Consider the following 14,667-nt stretch of genomic DNA (forward strand, 5'->3'; position numbering starts at 1 on the left):
GGATCAGGGGGTGGGGAGGAAGATCATCCGTGCCGGGGCGGGGGTCCCCCGCCCTCGGTCACTCGGAGGTCCGGCGCAGGACGAGGCAGAGGAAGCCGAAGCTGTCCCGGTACCCGTGCAGCCACTGCGAGCGCTGGGCGGTGGCCGTCTCCAGGGCCTGCGCGGCGCCCGGATGGGCGGGGTGGTCCAGAGCCCACAAGGCCAGCGAGCCCCAGCAGGCCCACTCGTAGGCGTCCAGCTCGCCGCGGGTGCTGACGTGCCCGTGGACCGGGGTCCAGCCGTCGGCGACGACACTGTCCACGGTGGTCGCCAGATCGGCGAGGTCACCGAACATCTCGACGGCCGCCGGCGACGGGGCGCTGTCCCAGAAGGACTCGCCGATCAGTACACGCCCTCCGGGAGCCAGGTGCTCGCGGGCCGCCGCGAGGGTCGGCAGCAGGCCGCCGAAGGCGTGCGTGGCACCGACGCTGACCACCAGGTCGAACGGCTGGGTCGAGACGTAGTCCGCCGCCTCCTGCCGGTGGAGGACCAGACGCTCGTCGACTCCCCGTTCGCCCGCTGCCCTGCGGGCCCGCGCCAGAGAGACCTGGGAGACGTCGACGCCCTCGGCGTACAGGCTCGGGCGCGCCGTCAGGGCGCGCAGGAGCCACTCCGCCGTACCGCATCCGAGGTCGAGCACGCGCTCGTCGCCGCGCGGGAGGCCGTGTCCGAGCAGCTGGTCGACCGAGTCGTCGTCGAGCGGGGCTTTGATGGGGTGGTCTGCGTGGGCGATCATGGAGATCTCCTCGCGGCTCATCGGCGCGGTGTGCCCCGCGTCGAGGAGCAGCCGCGCGGCCACCGCCGCCCCGTCGGTGCGGATCGTGCCGGCGACGGCCTTCGCCCGCGCTTCCGTCTCGGGGGTCAGGGCCGTCCTGAGCGCGGCCGACAGGGATGCGAAGGTCGGGGTCGGCCCGTCGTGTGCCGCGCCGATGCCCAGGTCGGCGACGCGGGCGGCCCAGTGCGGCTGGTCCACGAACTGGGGTACCACCACCTGGGGCGCGCCGGCCCGGGCGGCGGTGGTCGTGGTGCCCGCGCCGCCGTGGTGGACGACGGCCGCCACCCGGCGGAAGAGGGCCTGGTGACTGACGTCGCCGACGGCGAAGCAGTCGTCCGCGTCGTCCACCGGGCCCAGGTCCGCCCAGCCTCGGGAGACGAGTACGCGGCGGCCCTGCGCGCGGGCGGCCTCGACGGCCGTCCGGGCGATGTCGGTGGCCGTGCTCATCGGCATGCTGCCGAAGCCGACGTACACGGGTGGGGTGCCGGCGTCCAGGAAGGCCTCCAGATCGGCGGGCAGGGGGCGTTCGTCGGGCAGGATCCACGCGCCGGTCTGCACGAGGTCGAGGTCGGTCAGGTCCTGCCACGGGCCCAGGACCGGGTCCACCGCCAGCCACGGACGGTCGGTGAGGACGTGCTCGCGGACGTTGTCCACCGGTGCGAGACCGATCGCCTCGCGGTGGGCGTTGAGGGGCTGGAGGTAGAGGGCGTTGACCTTCTGGGCGTCCAGGTCCCACAGGGCCTGGTGATCGGTCATGTCCGGCGGAGGCGGCGGGCCGGGCCGCGCCGACGGCAGGTAGTGCGCGGAGGGCATCTCGAAGGGGTGGAAGGCCGCGTAGACGTAGCGGATGCCCAGCTTCTCGGCCACCGAGCGGGCGCCGGCCGGCATCAGGCCGCTCGCGACCAGCACGTCGCAGTCCTCGGCCGCCTTGCCGACCGTCTCGAAGTGAGCGGCGACGAGCTCGGCCGCGAACGCGCCCGCGTCCGACGGCGGCGCTCCCGTCCGCAGCGCGCGTACGTCCCGCCCGAAGGGCACCATTTCCGCGCCGACACCGGCGAGCAGTTCCGCGAACTCCTCGTCCGGCGGTGCGCACACGCGCACCTCCGCCCCGAGTCTCCGCAACTGCGCCGCCACTCCCGCCAGCGGCGCGATGTCACCGCGGGATCCGTACGCCATCAACAGCACACGCATGTCGTGTTCTTCTCGTTCCTGTGCATGCCGGACGGGCCGGCGGCGGTACGGCAGGATCCGGTCGTCCGGGTCCTGCCTCGGGCAACCCGGGGGCGGGGGCGTCCGGGCGGTGGTGGGGGGCGGGATCAGCGGGCCCAGGGCAGTTCGCGGGTCCCTTCGGTCCCGGGCACGGAGGCGCGCCCGTCGCAGCACATGGCGACGTGGGCCTCGGTCCGCTCCGGAGCGTGGATCCGGCGCAGGTGGCCGGCGGACAGGATGAAGCTCTGCCCGGCCTGGACCTTGTGGGTGTGGCCCTCGCAGGTCACTTCGAGGGCCCCCTCGGTGACCGTCCAGACCTGCTCACGGGTCACGGAGTGCTCGGGGCCGGTCGCACCGGCGTCCATGCCGACCGTCCAGGTGCTGAGTTCGGTGCTGCCGCGGCTGGGAGCGGCCAGGCCGGTCATGGTGGCGTTCGGGGAGACGGTGACGTTGTCGTCCGACGGAGTGATGATGTGCATGCGGGGTGCTCCTCGATTGCGTGCGGGGCGGGAGGAAGGTGGCCTGCGGGTGGGGCGGGTCAGGTCGCGGGCACGTCGAGCTGGAACTCGCGGGTGCGCCGGTAGGAGCGGAATCCCAGTCGGTGGTTGACGGCCAGCATGTGGGCGTTGTCGTCGGCGTTGTCCGTCTCGATCTCGACGACGTCGGGGTACTCGGCGCGCAGGCGCCGCACCATGGCGGTCTTGACCCACACGCCGAGGCCGTGGCCGCGGTGCGCGGGCACGACGGCCGTGTCGTACTGCTGGGCGCGCGGCCCGGAGCCCTGCGGGAGCAGGATCTCGGTGTAGCCGGCCATCGTGCCGTCGTCGTGGACCGCCGCGATGGTCAGCAGGGCGTCGCCGCGGTCGGCGATCACCTGGGCCATGGCGCGGACGCGGTCGGCGTCCCACGCCACGCTGCCGTAGTCCAGGTCTCCGACGGGCATGTCGTTCATCGCGTTCTTGGCCGCGGCGAAGGCGTCGGCGAGTTCGTCGGGGACCGCGCCGGTCCAGCCGGTCAGCCGGTAGCCGGGGTGCTCGGCCTCGGCGGTCCGTCGCAGGTCGGCCTCGGGCAGTTCGTCCAGGCGCAGCAGGAGATGGTCGAGGGTGAGCGCCGGGCGGAAGCCCCGCCGTACGCCGAAGGCCTCGCCCGGGCCGTCGGCCGGGGCTGCCGCGATGAGGCTGCGCCGGTTCTCGGTGCGGCAGGCCTCCACGGCGACGGCCAGCAGGAGCGATCCGGTGCCCAGGCGCCGGTGTGCGGGGTCGACGTGCAGTTCCAGTTCGGACAGGTGCTCCTGACCCGGGGACGTGAACACCCGCAGGCCGGCGACGCCGACGGGGACGCCGTCCGCGCCGGTGGCCAGCCAGCTCAGCCGGCGGCTGCTCAGGGCGGGCTGGGTGAGCTGGGCGTGGATCTGTCCGGGGTCAGGGGCCGGTACTCCGGGCAGGTCGTGGGCCATCGAGGCCGCGACGACCCGATGCCACGCGGCGGCCTCGTCGGCCGAGACGCGCGGGAGCGGAAGGACACGTACAGATGAGGACAAGGCGATGTCTTTCGTGGTCGGGTCGGGTCAGATCGGGTCGTGTCAGGTCGGTGGTACGCGGGAGTGCCGCGCGGGTGGGTCCGCTTCGGCGGACGGGCCGTCGCGTCGGTGGCGGCGCACGGGCGGTGGGGCGCCCGGCGCGGTGGGTCATGGGTGGTGTCAGGCCGCGGGGACCGGACTCCAGCGGTCGAGAAGGGCGTACGCCGGGATCCATCGGGCGGTGCAGGCGGCGTACACGGGTGCGGGCAGTCGGGAGAGGAGCCGCCGCGTGGTGGGTTCGTCGGCCCCGTCCAGCAGCCAGGGCAGCAGCAGGGGCGCGTCGCGGTCGATGTGGTGGGCGTGGACCCGGGTGAAGTGGCTCCACTGCTCGTAGGTGAGCGCTTGCCGGATCAACGGGAGCGCCGCCTCCTCCTCGTGCCGGAGGTGTCCGGCGAGGCCGCGGGTCAGTGCGTCGGTGAGCTGACTTACGTCCGTCCCCGAGTCGGCCCAGGGGTCGGTCAGCGCGTCGTCGACGGCTCTGATCACCGTGGCGAGGGCGGCGTGTTCGACCTCCATCACCTCCAGGAGCGCCAGGTCCCTCGGCCGGCCGGCCAGGTTCCGCCGCAGCGGCGGCCACAGAGCCGCGTCCTCGGCCGCGTGGTGGGCGCGGAGGGCCTTCTTGAACAGCGACCATCCGGCGGCGCCGGCCAGTACCTGGCGCGCGTCACGGTCCGCGGCGGTGGTGACCCGGTCCAGATGGACCAGTTCCCGGCGCAGGGCGTCATGCATCGCGTACATCACGGTCAGGTCGAAGGCGTGGCTCATGGGCGGTGCGGGGGCGTTCCGGTGCGCTCGGCGGCCGCGGCGTCGACGTGGCCGGATCCGAGCCCCACCGCTGACGGGACGACGGCGTCGGCCGGACACTTCGTCTCGGCCGGCCGTACGAACGGGGGGTTGTGCGCGCGTGACTGCATGCCTCTCACGATCGTGCGGTTCGCACGTATGATCAACGCCGACTTGTGTGCGGTTCGATAACCGCTGGGTTATCGACGGAGGGCCGGGGGGCCGGTGGAACTACGGGACATCGAGATCTTTCTTGTGCTGGCCGAGGAGCTGCATTTCGGCCGGACCGCGCAACGGCTGCACGTCTCCCAGGCACGCGTCAGCCAGGCCATCAAGAAGCAGGAGCGGCGCATCGGTGCCGAGCTCTTCAGCCGCACCAGCCGCACGGTGTCCCTGACCGAGGTGGGCCGGCAGTTCCGTGACGACCTGCAGCCGGTCTACGCGGGTCTGCACGATTCCCTGGAGCGGGCGCAGTTGGCGGCCCGCGGCATCACCGCACAGCTCCGCGTCAGCCTCATGCCCTTCAACGTCGCCGATCTGCACCACTACTGGAAGGCGTTCCGCGGGCGGTATCCGCACTGGGGACTCCAGATCCGGCAGGCGACCTTCACCGATGTGTTCGGCCAGCTCCGCAACGGCGACATGGACGTCATCGTCGCCTGGCTGCCGGTGGAGGAGCCCGACTTCACCGTCGGGCCGACCCTCTGCTCCGACTCCCGGATCCTCGCGGTGGCCCGCGAACACCGGCTGGCGGCGCGGGACTCGGTGCCGTTGGAACTGCTCGCCGACTTCCCGCACGCCTCCGCCCTGGGCATGCCGGACTACTGGGAGGACAGCTACCTGCCCTTCCACACCCCGCGGGGCCGGGCGATCGAGCGCATGGCGTACGCGGCCTCGGACACCGCCGACGAGCTAATCGCTCATGTCGGCATGGGCGAGATCATCCACGCCTTCCCCGGCCATGTGACCAGGTATTGGGGCATGTCGAACATCCGGTGGCTTCCCCTCCCCGACATGCCGGCCATGCAGTTCGCCCTGGTCTGGCGGACGGAGGCGGAGAACGACCTCATCCGCGCCCTGGCCGACACGGTACGAGACCTCGGGGTGTTCCGCTTCTGACCGTACGCGCGGCGGACGGCGCTACGTTCGGAGCACGCCCTGGGAAGTGACCGGCTTCCAGTCGTGGACGAGGAGCCCGAGGAGGACCTCGTCCAGGAACTCGCCCATCACCCACGCCGAGGAGCGCAGCACTCCCTCGCGGACGAAGCCGTTGCGCTCGGCGGAGCGCAGCATCGCGGGGTTGTCCGACAGGGTCTCGACCTGCAGCCGGTGCAGCCCGCGCACGGTGAAGCCGTAGTGGCACAACACCGCGACCGCGTCGGTGCTGTAGCCCTTGCCCCGGGCCGACGGCAGCAGCGCGAGGCCGAGGTGCGCGGAGCGGTTGTGGGGGTCGACGCGCCACAGCTCGGCGGTACCGACGAGCGTGCCGCCGTCCAGTTCCACCACGGAGAACGGGACGAGTCGCTCGTTCGTGTCGTCCACGGCGAACGGTGAGTCCTTCGAGCCGGGCGAGACCGGGCGCCAGGGCTGGACTTCGGACCGCGAGTAGGTGGCCACGTCGTCGTGGAGCCCGGCCCGCAGGATCGGGATGTCGTCCTCGTGGCGGGCTCTGAGCCCGACCTTGTCGCCCGTCAGCATGGGAGCTTTGTATCCGACCGGTCCGGCCGGCGACAACCCGATTTACGGGACGCCGTCGGGGCCCCGCGTGCTGGGGCCCGGGCCGGGCCGGCCCCGCCCGCGGCGTGCCGGGCGGGGCCGCGCGGTCGGTCAGTCGCGGTCCGTGTGTTCGCGTACGACGGTTCCCTTGGCGGAGTCGATGTCGTAGGTGGTCTTGTTCCAGTCCCGGGTGACGATGTCGACGGACCACACGGTGTCGTCGAGTTCCACGGCGGTGACGGTGCCGGCCTTGCGGGCCGTGGCCGTCTTCACCGCCTGCGGGGCGGGGACGGTCGCCGCCGCCAGCTGTTCGGTCACCTCGCTCTTGTCGTCCGCGTCCTGTCCGGGCTCGACCCGTGAGCGGGTGACCTTCCCCGTGACGGCGTCGACCTGGACGTCATGGAGCGTGCCGTCCTTCGCCGCGACCGTGACGTCCCACACCGGCGGTCCGGGGGCGGCGGGGCCCGTCGGCGCCGGAGTGCCCGAGGCGGTGCCGCGAGCGGTGGTCAGTTCGATGTCGACGAGCCGGCCGTCCGGCACCTCGGCGACCGCGGTGTCCCCGGCCTTGTTCCACGTGATCTTCGCGGCGGGCACCAGAGCTTCGCGCTCGCGCTGGTCCTCGGTGAGCCCGGCGCCGCCCGAGGGGCTGGCCGCCGGGGAGGACGGGGCGTCAGGCGCGGCGGTGACGGGTGCCGTTGCGCCGCCGCAGGCGCCGGCGAGCAGCGTGGACGTGACGGCGAGGCAGACGGCCAGGCCGCGGAGTCGCGAGGGTGTCTTCATGGCCGCCACGCTTCACCCGCCCGCGCGCGGGCGGACACGGGCCGCGCCGTACACCACCCGAACGCGCCCCTGGCCACGTCCGAACGGGCCAGCGGACGGGCCGGCGACCGGGCCGGCGACCGGGGCCCGTCGTCGGGGGGCAGCACTCCCCCGCCCCGCCCCCTCTCGCCGTCCCGCTCTCGTCGGTGCCGGCCGGCGTCGTCATGCTTTCCCCGCAGTGAGCGATGCATGCATCATCTTTGCTTGAGAACACTTGAAGCTGATGCTTTTCGAGCATGTATTGACACACCGCTGGCGGCCCGACAGAGTCAGGCGGCACACGAGCCCGCCTCTGGACCGAGGAGTGTCATGCCCATGTTCCCTTCGCTGTCACGTCGTTCACTGATGGGAGGAGCGGTCGCGACCGGAGCGGCCCTGGCCGGTGTCGGTGCGGCGGCACCGACCGCGTCGGCGGCACCCGCGACCGTCACTCCTCGACGGCGACCCGGACAGAAGTCCATGATCAACACCCCCTACGACGCCCACCGGACCGTCCGCGTCGGGGTGATCGGCCTCGGCAACCGGGGGTCGGGCATGACGCTGGGCTGGGCGGCGGTGCCGGGCTGCGTCGTGACCGCCGTCTGTGACATCCGCTCCGACCGCGCCAAGCGGACCGCCGACCAGCTCGTCGCGGCGGGCAAGCCCCGGCCCGCCGAACTCGGCGGCTCCGACGCCTCGTTCCGCGAGCTGCTGAAGCGCGACGACATCGACCTCGTGTACATCGCCACGCCCTGGGAGTTCCATCACTCGCAGGGCAAGGCGGCGCTCCTCGCCGGGAAGCACGTCATCGTCGAGCTTCCCGTCGCCACGGAGCTGGACGAACTCTGGGACCTCGTCGACACCTCCGAGCGCACCCGCAGGCACCTCATGCTCGCCGAGAACTGCAGCTACGGCCGTAACGAACTGGCCATGCTCAAGATGGCCCACGAGGGCCTCTTCGGAGAGGTCACCAACGGCCACGGCGGCTACCTGCACGATCTGCGCGAGCTGCTGTTCTCCGACACGTACTACACCGACGCCTGGCGGCGCCTCTGGCACACCCGCAGCACCGCCAGCTTCTACGCGATGCACGGTCTCGCCCCGATCGCCGCCGCCATGGACATCAACCGCGGGGACCGGATGACCACCCTGCGCGCCACCGCGACCGAGCCCAAGGGCCTCGCCGACTACCGGGCCCGTTTCGTCGACCGGTCGCATCCGTCGTGGAAGGAGACGTACATCAACGGCGACCTCGTCACCTGTCTGATCGACACCGCGCAGGGCCGCGTCATCCGCGCCGAGCACGACGTCAGCTCCCCGCGGCCCTACAGCCGCATCAACACCCTCGCGGGCAGCCGCGGCATCTTCGAGGACTACGCCGGCGTCACCTCGTCCTCCGGCGGGCGCGTGTACGTCGAACCGGACCATTCCGGCCACAGCTGGCGGGACTTCGCCTCGTACCGCAAGGAGTTCGACCACTGGCTGTGGAAGAAGATCGGTGACGACGCCGAGAACAACGGTGGTCACGGCGGGATGGACTACGTCCTGCAGTGGCGCACCGTCCAGCAGATGCGCGCCGGACTCGTGCCGGACATCGACGTGTACGACTCGGCCGCGTGGTGCGCCCCGGTGCCGCTGAGCGCGGCCTCGCTCGCCGCCGGTGGGCGCCCGGTGGCCGTCCCCGATTTCACCCGCGGTGACTGGGTCAACCTCCGGCCCGGCCTGGACTCCCGCGCCTCGGACATGCCGCCGGTCGGCTGACCTGCCCGCAGCAGCACCCCACCCCTTCCCCAGGAGCAGTCATGACACGTCCCAGCGCGTGGCGCATCGTCCGCAGAGCCGGGGCCGCCGCCGCGGCCGCCGTCGTCCTCCTCGTCCCCACCCACGCCTCCGCGGCCCCGGCCGTGGGCTCGGCCGCGGGCTCGGCGACCGAGACCAGGACGGAGGTGACCCTCTCGCCCGTGGACCTGGACGGTCCCGTCATCGCCGCCGTGAAGGTGACGGTCAGGAACGCCGGCCCCGATCGCCTCCGGTCCTTGCGGATCGCGTTCGCCGGGCCGGTGGGCTGGGCCGTACAGCCCTCCGTCCAGGGGGTCGACGGGAGCGTCGCCGCCGGTGCGACGGCCCACGCGACCTTCCGTATCCAGGTGCCGGAACGCCGCCCGGGGTTCACGGTACGGACCTTCACCGCGACCGCGAGCTACCGCGGAGGCGACGGCGCGGGCACCGCCATCGGCACGCGCTCCGAGATCAGCGGCACCCCGGTGGCGAACCTCGCCGCCGCGTACAACAACGTGGGGGTCACCGACGAGACGGACACCGCACCCGGCGACTACGACGGGGAGGGCAACAGTTTCTCGGCGCAGAGGCTCGCCGCCGCCGGCCTTGCCCGAGGGACCACGGTGACCGCTCTCGGCGCCCGCCTGACCTGGCCGGACGTCGCGCCCGGCACCAAGGACAACGTCTCCAGCGCCGGTCAGGCCATCTCGCTGACCGGCTCGGGCGGCAAGCTGGTGTTCCTCGGGTCCGGGGTCACCAGCGGCGCGACCGGACGTGCCACCGTCCATTACACGGACGGGACGACGACGTCGGGCACCTTCGGCTTCCCGAACTGGTCGTTCGACCCGGCGAACGCCCATGGAGCGACGCTGGTGGCGTCGTCCGACGGTCGCAACCGCCCCAGCGGTTACGGCAACGCGGGGATCGCGTACCGCGTGTTCGCCCACTCCGTGCCGCTCGATCCCGCCAAGGAGGTCGCCTTCGTGGTCCTGCCCGGCAACGCCAACATCCACGTCTTCGCCATGGCTCTCGCACCTTGACCCGGCCCCGGGACGGGGCGGTGGCGTCGGGGAGCGCTGCGGAGCGTCCTCCGGGTCCGCGTGGCACGGCGTCCGCGCGGACCCACCTCCGCCGCGCTCCTCCCGGGAGCGTTCATGCCTCGTACCGCCGTGTCAGCTCGCGGTCATCGGCTGCGCCGACGCGGCGGCGCGGCGGTGTTCGGCGTTGATGCGCTGGGCTTCTTCGAGCTGGTCTTCGAGGATGATGATGCGGCAGGCGGCCTCGATCGGGGTGCCCTGGTCGACCAGTTCGCGCGCGCGGGCGGCGATCCGCAGCTGGTAGCGGGAGTAGCGGCGGTGGCCGCCCTCGGACCGGAGCGGGGTGATGAGGCGGGCTTCGCCGATGGCGCGCAGGAAGGCGGGGGTGGTGCCGAGCATGTCGGCGGCCCGGCCCATGGTGTAGGCGGGGTAGTCGTCGTCGTCGAGTCGGCCGTACGAGTCGTCTGCTGTCATCTGCACCTCTCCGGTACTTCTGTCGGGAACGTGTGGAGGGGCCTTGGTGCCATACGGCACCAAGGCCCCGAGGGAACTGCTACACCATCTGCCGGCTCTCTTACTGCGCCGGCCTTCTGTTTCCGCCGCCCCGATCGCTGTGGGTTCGGGGCCGCGGGGATCGCGGTTGCTTGACCGGAGACCACCTCACTATCGATGTCCTGCGGTACCCGGGCGCGAGACTGCCCGCCCGGGCGATCCTGATGGCGTGCTCGTCCCTCCGTTCTTCCTCGGTGATCCACTTCGTCGACTGCGGTTGTGCATGCCCGGCAGGTCGTCTCTGTCGGGCCCTCTGTCTCTCTGAGCTACGAGAGAAACCATAATGAAGCAGCCGCCGAATGTCTACTCTGGCGAACATAGATTTTCGCGGCCTCGACGGTGAGGTAATCATCCTCGGGCTAGGGGCGGTCATGATGCGCGAGCCCGGCGGAAGCCGCGTCCGTTCGTACCAGTCGCGATGGCGGCCGGATGGAAGGTCGGCGACGGTGAAGGTGATGCCGGCCGCTCTGCCGGCACGTCTTCCGCCTGGGCAAAGGGAGCCTGTCATGTCCGAACGCAACACGATGCTGCGCAGTCTGCACGATGTGGGGCTGGCCGCCTGGTTCGGCGGCTCCCTCATGGGCGCTGTCGGCCTGAACGGCGCCGCCCGCGACGAGGGCGGCACATGGGCGACGAGCGTACGGATCGCCGGCGCGGGATGGACGAAGTGGACGCCGGTCAACGCGGCGGCGATCGCCGCGCACCTCTTCGGCTCCGGCGGTCTGCTGGCCGTGAACGCCCCTCGCGTCGCCGCCCAGCAGGGCGTCGCTTCCTCCACCCTCGCCAAGACGGTCCTGACCGGTGCCGCTCTGGCGGCCACCGCCTACAGCCGTGTGCTGGGCAAGAAGATCGAGCTCGCCGCCTCCTCGGACCCCGAGGACGCCGCCAAGGCGGCCGAACACCCCCTCGACACGGACAAGGCGCGCAGGCACCTGGCCTGCATGCAGTGGGCGGTCCCCGCGCTCACCGGCGGCCTGGTGATCCTCAACGCCCTGCACGGTGAGCAGCAGCGCCCCGCCGAACAGGTGCACGGTGTGTGGCAGCGGGCCCGCTCACTCGCCCCGGACATGCCCTCCGTCCCGCACTGGAACCTCACGCACTGACCCCCGGTCCGCCCCCGGTGAGGTGAGCCCGCACCGGGGGCCGCGGGGGGGCACCCCGTCAGGACGACGGGGCGAGGACGCAGAACTCGTGGCCCTCCGGGTCGGCCAGGCACCTCCACGGGACGTCGCCCTGGCCGAGGTCGACGTCGGTGGCGCCGAGGGCGCGCAGCCGGGCCACCTCCGCCTCCTGATCGTCACCGGGGTACGGCAGCAGGTCCACATGGACGCGGTCCGGCACGGTCTTCCCGCCGGGCGTGCGGAAGAACTCGAGATACGGGCCGACGCCCTTCGCCGAGCGCAACACGGCGCGATCGTCCGTCACTTCGAGCAGCGTCCAGTCCACCGCCTCGCCCCAGAACCGGGCCATGGCGCGGGGGTCCTCGCAGTCGACCGCCACCGCGGCGATCGGGCCGGTGTCCCGGTAGATCTCCCGGGGCTCCAGGACGCAGAACTCGTTGCCCTCGGGATCGGCGAGGACGGTCCACTCCACGTCGACCTGGCCGATGTCGGCGGGCGTCGCGCCGAGCGCCCGGAGGCGCGCGACCAGCTCCGCCTGATGGGCGGCCGAGGTGGTGGCGAGATCGAGGTGCACGCGGTTCTTCGTCGCCGTCTTGGGCTCCGGGACGGTGACCACGTCGATGCAGACGGCCGTCGGGTCGGGCCAGACGAATCCGTCGCCCGGTTCGACGTTGGTCACGCCCGGTCCCTCGCTGGACACGCCCCAGCCGAGCGCCTCCGCCCAGAACCGGCCGACCGCCGAGTCGTCGAGAGCCTTGATGTTCACATTGACCGGTCGAAGTGCCATGCCCGCGATCCTACGCAGCCGCCCGGAACCCGCCTTCGCCGCGTCCGCGCGTCCGCCGTGTGGCCGTTCGGCGCCTCGGGCCGGCCTACTGCGCTTCCCGGCCTGTCGGCGGACCCCTTCGGAGCGTCCGCCCCGGCCGGTGTTCCTACGTGGCGCTGCGGCGGGCCGTGATCAGGAGGTACTCCCAGTCCATCGCCCCGTCGGAGAGGTGCTTCGCGGCCAGGTCGTCGAGGGCCGCGTCGAGTTCGGCGACGCGCTCCGGGTCCTCGCCGATGAAGCGGTACGTAGCGATGGTCGGTCCGTAGCAGGTCTTGAAGAACTCCCGGAACTCCTCCGGCCGCGAGAACCGGTCGACGTGCAGCGGCTGCCTGCGGGCGTCGACGTCGGTCACGCGGTCCCCGAACAGGGTGCGCACGTGGTCCGGGTCGCCCCACAGCGGCGGCGGCTGCGCACCGGGCGGCGGCGGTGGGGCGTAGGGGCGCATCGTCGCGAACATCTGCCCGATGAACCCCGCGGGGGTCCAGTTGATGAGGCCGATCGTGCCGCCCGGGCGGCAGACGCGGACCAGTTCGTCGGCGGCCTGCTGGTGGTGCGGGGCGAACATGACGCCGACGCAGGACATCACCGTGTCGAACTCGCCGTCGGTGAAGGGCAGCGCTTCCGCGTCCGCTTCCCGCCACTCGAGTCGGGCGCCGCGCACCCCGGCGAGGTCCCGTCCGGCCTCCAGGAGCTCGGGCGTCAGGTCGGAGGCGACGACTTCGGCGCCGAGGAGGGCGGCGGGGATGGCGGCGTTCCCGGAGCCCGCCGCGACGTCGAGGACGCGGTCGCCCTGGCGGACGCCGCACCCTCGTACCAGCTCGCCACCCAACTCGTGGATGACCTGTGACGCCACGGAGGGATAGTCGCCCAGCGCCCACATCGCACGGTGTTTCGCCTTCACGGCGTCGGGTGCGGCATTCTCGTTGGTCATGTCCTTATATCTAACGCTCGCGGGGGCGCTGGAATCTGGGCCAAGAGGGTGACGTCGGAGCGCGCGGCCCCGGGGGGGCGCACGACGCACCCGCGGCGATGCGCGCCCGGTGCGCCCGGCGCTTCGTCTTACGGGTGCGGTGGGCGGGGAGCCCGGGCGCGGCGTCCGCGGACCAGGCGGCCCAGGGCCCAGCGAGCGGGACCGGCGTACGCGGCGAGGGCGACGGCCGGGCCCTCCATGCGCAGGGTCGTGGCCGAGCCGCCGGGCCGGGAGAGCACCGCGTGGTGCAGCCGGAGACGCACCGGACCGAGGGCGACCCGCCACACCCATCGCCGCCGTCGCTCGTCGACGGATTCCACGACGAAGCCCGCGGTGACACCGAAGAGGGAGACGACCTCGCCCCGCATGCCGGGCGTGATCCGCTCGCCCGCGACCCGTACCGCTCTGATCTGCGGCGACCACGTCGGCCAGCGGGCCGGGGCGATGTAGCACGACCACACGTCCTCGGCGGGGGCCGGGCCCGTGGCCCGCAGCGTCAGGACCGCCATCGCGTCCTCGCCGGCCCGGTCGTCGACGAAGGCTGGGTGATGCCGGACCTGTCCATGCGGCGCACGCGCTCCTCGACGATCGCGACCGGTGCGGTGGTGACCGCCCCGTCTCCCGGTCACCGCTGCTGGGGATCACCATCGTGACACCGCGTCGACGACCTCGCGCGATCGGGCCGGGGCCGGGGACGTGCGCAGCGCAACGCTCACACGAGGGTGGCCGGGGGCCGGCCCGGTGAGGTCGCCGTAGCGGACGGCCGCACCGCGCCGGCGACGGTGTACCCGCAGCGCGAGGGGGCAGACGAGCACTCCCTACGCGGGTACGCGCGTGCCGGGCGCCCGTCTCCCCGCCGCCGGCGGAGAGGCGGGCCGGGCGCGGAGCCGCCGACCGCGCTCGGCCCCGCGTGCCGTACGGACATGACTCGGAAAGGTCGTCGCGAACGATGTCGTCGAAGATCCTCGAAACGGTGGACGTGAACGCCCCTGTCTCCGTCAGCTGGCAGCTGTGGAGCGATGTGACCCGCTGGCCCACCTTCCTCCGCCATGTCGAGCGCGTGGACCGGATCGACGAGAAGCGGTTCACGTGGTGGCTGTCCCTCCCCGGCGCGGACAAGTACTTCGCCGCGGAGCTGACCGAGGCCGTGGCCGAGGAGCGGATCGCCTGGAAGACCACGGCCGGCGTGCACCACACGGGCGTCGTCGTCTTCCAACAGCTGAGCGACACGACGAGCCGGGTGACGCTCCACATCGACTACGACCCGGAAGGTTTCATCGAACACCTCGGAGCCCTGACCAACCTGGACAAGGTGCTGGCCAACTACGACCTGGGGCAGTTCCAGCACATGGCCGAGGAGGTGGCGGCCGCCGCGCGGTAGGGGGTGTCTTGTCGCCCCCTGGGGCGAACCGGCCGAGAACGAACGCCCGGGACCGAGCGGTCCCGGGCTTTCCTCTGTGGTGCCTCGCCGGTTCCGTCCGTC

The 14,667-nt window shown here is 72.5% G+C and carries 16 protein-coding genes and 1 pseudogene; 5 read left to right on the forward strand and 12 right to left on the reverse strand.

The features are described from left to right. Positions 1 to 58: 58 nt before the first annotated feature. From ACFZBD_RS05935 to ACFZBD_RS05960, 6 genes and pseudogenes are all read right to left on the reverse strand, one after another. Complete coding sequence (locus ACFZBD_RS05935) at positions 59 to 796, reverse strand: methyltransferase (RefSeq protein WP_391138479.1); 738 nt, start codon at positions 794 to 796, stop codon at positions 59 to 61. An 18-nt stretch (positions 797 to 814) separates the two neighbouring features. After that, positions 815 to 2,005 (reverse strand): annotated as a pseudogene (locus ACFZBD_RS05940) (glycosyltransferase); the annotation flags it as partial. Positions 2,006 to 2,130: 125 nt separating this feature from the next. Then, a complete protein-coding gene (locus tag ACFZBD_RS05945; protein WP_391136169.1) occupies positions 2,131 to 2,502 on the reverse strand; it encodes a cupin domain-containing protein in 372 nt (123 codons plus the stop codon). Positions 2,503 to 2,561: 59 nt separating this feature from the next. Then, on the reverse strand, positions 2,562 to 3,563 hold the full coding sequence (locus ACFZBD_RS05950) for a GNAT family N-acetyltransferase (RefSeq protein ID WP_391136172.1): 1,002 nt from the start codon (positions 3,561 to 3,563) through the stop codon (positions 2,562 to 2,564). A 159-nt stretch (positions 3,564 to 3,722) separates the two neighbouring features. Then, a complete protein-coding gene (locus tag ACFZBD_RS05955) occupies positions 3,723 to 4,367 on the reverse strand; it encodes a hemerythrin domain-containing protein (protein WP_391136175.1) in 645 nt (214 codons plus the stop codon). Continuing rightward, positions 4,364 to 4,516 (reverse strand): hypothetical protein, encoded by a 153-nt coding sequence (locus ACFZBD_RS05960; protein WP_391136178.1) that lies wholly within the window; start codon positions 4,514 to 4,516, stop codon positions 4,364 to 4,366. The genes ACFZBD_RS05955 and ACFZBD_RS05960 overlap by 4 nt, the downstream gene beginning before the upstream one ends. Positions 4,517 to 4,610: 94 nt before the next feature. Between ACFZBD_RS05960 and ACFZBD_RS05965 the strand changes: the two genes are divergently transcribed. Beyond that, positions 4,611 to 5,504 carry a LysR substrate-binding domain-containing protein gene (locus ACFZBD_RS05965; protein WP_391136181.1) on the forward strand — a complete coding sequence of 298 codons (894 nt, stop codon included), beginning with the start codon at positions 4,611 to 4,613 and terminating at the stop codon, positions 5,502 to 5,504. Between the two features lie 21 nt (positions 5,505 to 5,525). Here ACFZBD_RS05965 and ACFZBD_RS05970 read toward each other — a convergent pair whose 3' ends face one another. After that, a complete protein-coding gene (locus ACFZBD_RS05970) occupies positions 5,526 to 6,083 on the reverse strand; it encodes a GNAT family N-acetyltransferase (protein WP_391136184.1) in 558 nt (185 codons plus the stop codon). Positions 6,084 to 6,212: 129 nt separating this feature from the next. Continuing rightward, positions 6,213 to 6,881: a PepSY domain-containing protein gene (locus ACFZBD_RS05975; protein WP_391136187.1), complete on the reverse strand. Its 669-nt coding sequence runs from the start codon at positions 6,879 to 6,881 to the stop codon at positions 6,213 to 6,215. A 348-nt stretch (positions 6,882 to 7,229) separates the two neighbouring features. On the opposite strand from ACFZBD_RS05975, the gene ACFZBD_RS05980 reads away from it, so the two are divergent. Both ACFZBD_RS05980 and ACFZBD_RS05985 read left to right on the forward strand, forming a co-directional pair. Then, positions 7,230 to 8,660, forward strand: a complete 1,431-nt coding sequence (locus ACFZBD_RS05980; protein WP_391136190.1) for a Gfo/Idh/MocA family oxidoreductase — start codon at positions 7,230 to 7,232, stop codon at positions 8,658 to 8,660. Between the two features lie 41 nt (positions 8,661 to 8,701). Continuing rightward, entirely contained in the window at positions 8,702 to 9,718 is a 1,017-nt protein-coding gene (locus tag ACFZBD_RS05985; protein WP_391136194.1) for an NEW3 domain-containing protein, read from the forward strand. Positions 9,719 to 9,850: 132 nt separating this feature from the next. Here ACFZBD_RS05985 and ACFZBD_RS05990 read toward each other — a convergent pair whose 3' ends face one another. Next, positions 9,851 to 10,189: a MerR family transcriptional regulator gene (locus ACFZBD_RS05990; protein WP_391136197.1), complete on the reverse strand. Its 339-nt coding sequence runs from the start codon at positions 10,187 to 10,189 to the stop codon at positions 9,851 to 9,853. A gap of 584 nt (positions 10,190 to 10,773) precedes the next feature. Here ACFZBD_RS05990 and ACFZBD_RS05995 point away from each other — a divergent pair. Then, the gene (locus ACFZBD_RS05995; RefSeq protein WP_391136200.1) at positions 10,774 to 11,370 is read left to right on the forward strand and encodes a hypothetical protein; all 597 of its coding nucleotides are present in this window, start codon (positions 10,774 to 10,776) and stop codon (positions 11,368 to 11,370) included. A gap of 58 nt (positions 11,371 to 11,428) precedes the next feature. On the opposite strand, the gene ACFZBD_RS06000 is transcribed toward ACFZBD_RS05995, so the two are convergent. The 3 genes from ACFZBD_RS06000 to ACFZBD_RS06010 form a co-directional block, all read right to left on the reverse strand. Further along, positions 11,429 to 12,175, reverse strand: a complete 747-nt coding sequence (locus ACFZBD_RS06000) for a VOC family protein (RefSeq protein WP_391136203.1) — start codon at positions 12,173 to 12,175, stop codon at positions 11,429 to 11,431. A 145-nt stretch (positions 12,176 to 12,320) separates the two neighbouring features. Further along, complete coding sequence (locus tag ACFZBD_RS06005; protein ID WP_391136206.1) at positions 12,321 to 13,145, reverse strand: methyltransferase domain-containing protein; 825 nt, start codon at positions 13,143 to 13,145, stop codon at positions 12,321 to 12,323. A gap of 128 nt (positions 13,146 to 13,273) precedes the next feature. Further along, the gene (locus ACFZBD_RS06010) at positions 13,274 to 13,693 is read right to left on the reverse strand and encodes an SRPBCC family protein (protein WP_391136209.1); all 420 of its coding nucleotides are present in this window, start codon (positions 13,691 to 13,693) and stop codon (positions 13,274 to 13,276) included. Positions 13,694 to 14,133: 440 nt separating this feature from the next. Between ACFZBD_RS06010 and ACFZBD_RS06015 the strand changes: the two genes are divergently transcribed. Further along, on the forward strand, positions 14,134 to 14,565 hold the full coding sequence (locus tag ACFZBD_RS06015) for an SRPBCC family protein (RefSeq protein ID WP_391136212.1): 432 nt from the start codon (positions 14,134 to 14,136) through the stop codon (positions 14,563 to 14,565). The last annotated feature ends 102 nt before the right edge of the window (positions 14,566 to 14,667 follow it).

The organism is Streptomyces sp. NPDC008121, assembly GCF_042957155.1.
Taxonomy (GTDB): domain Bacteria; phylum Actinomycetota; class Actinomycetes; order Streptomycetales; family Streptomycetaceae; genus Streptomyces.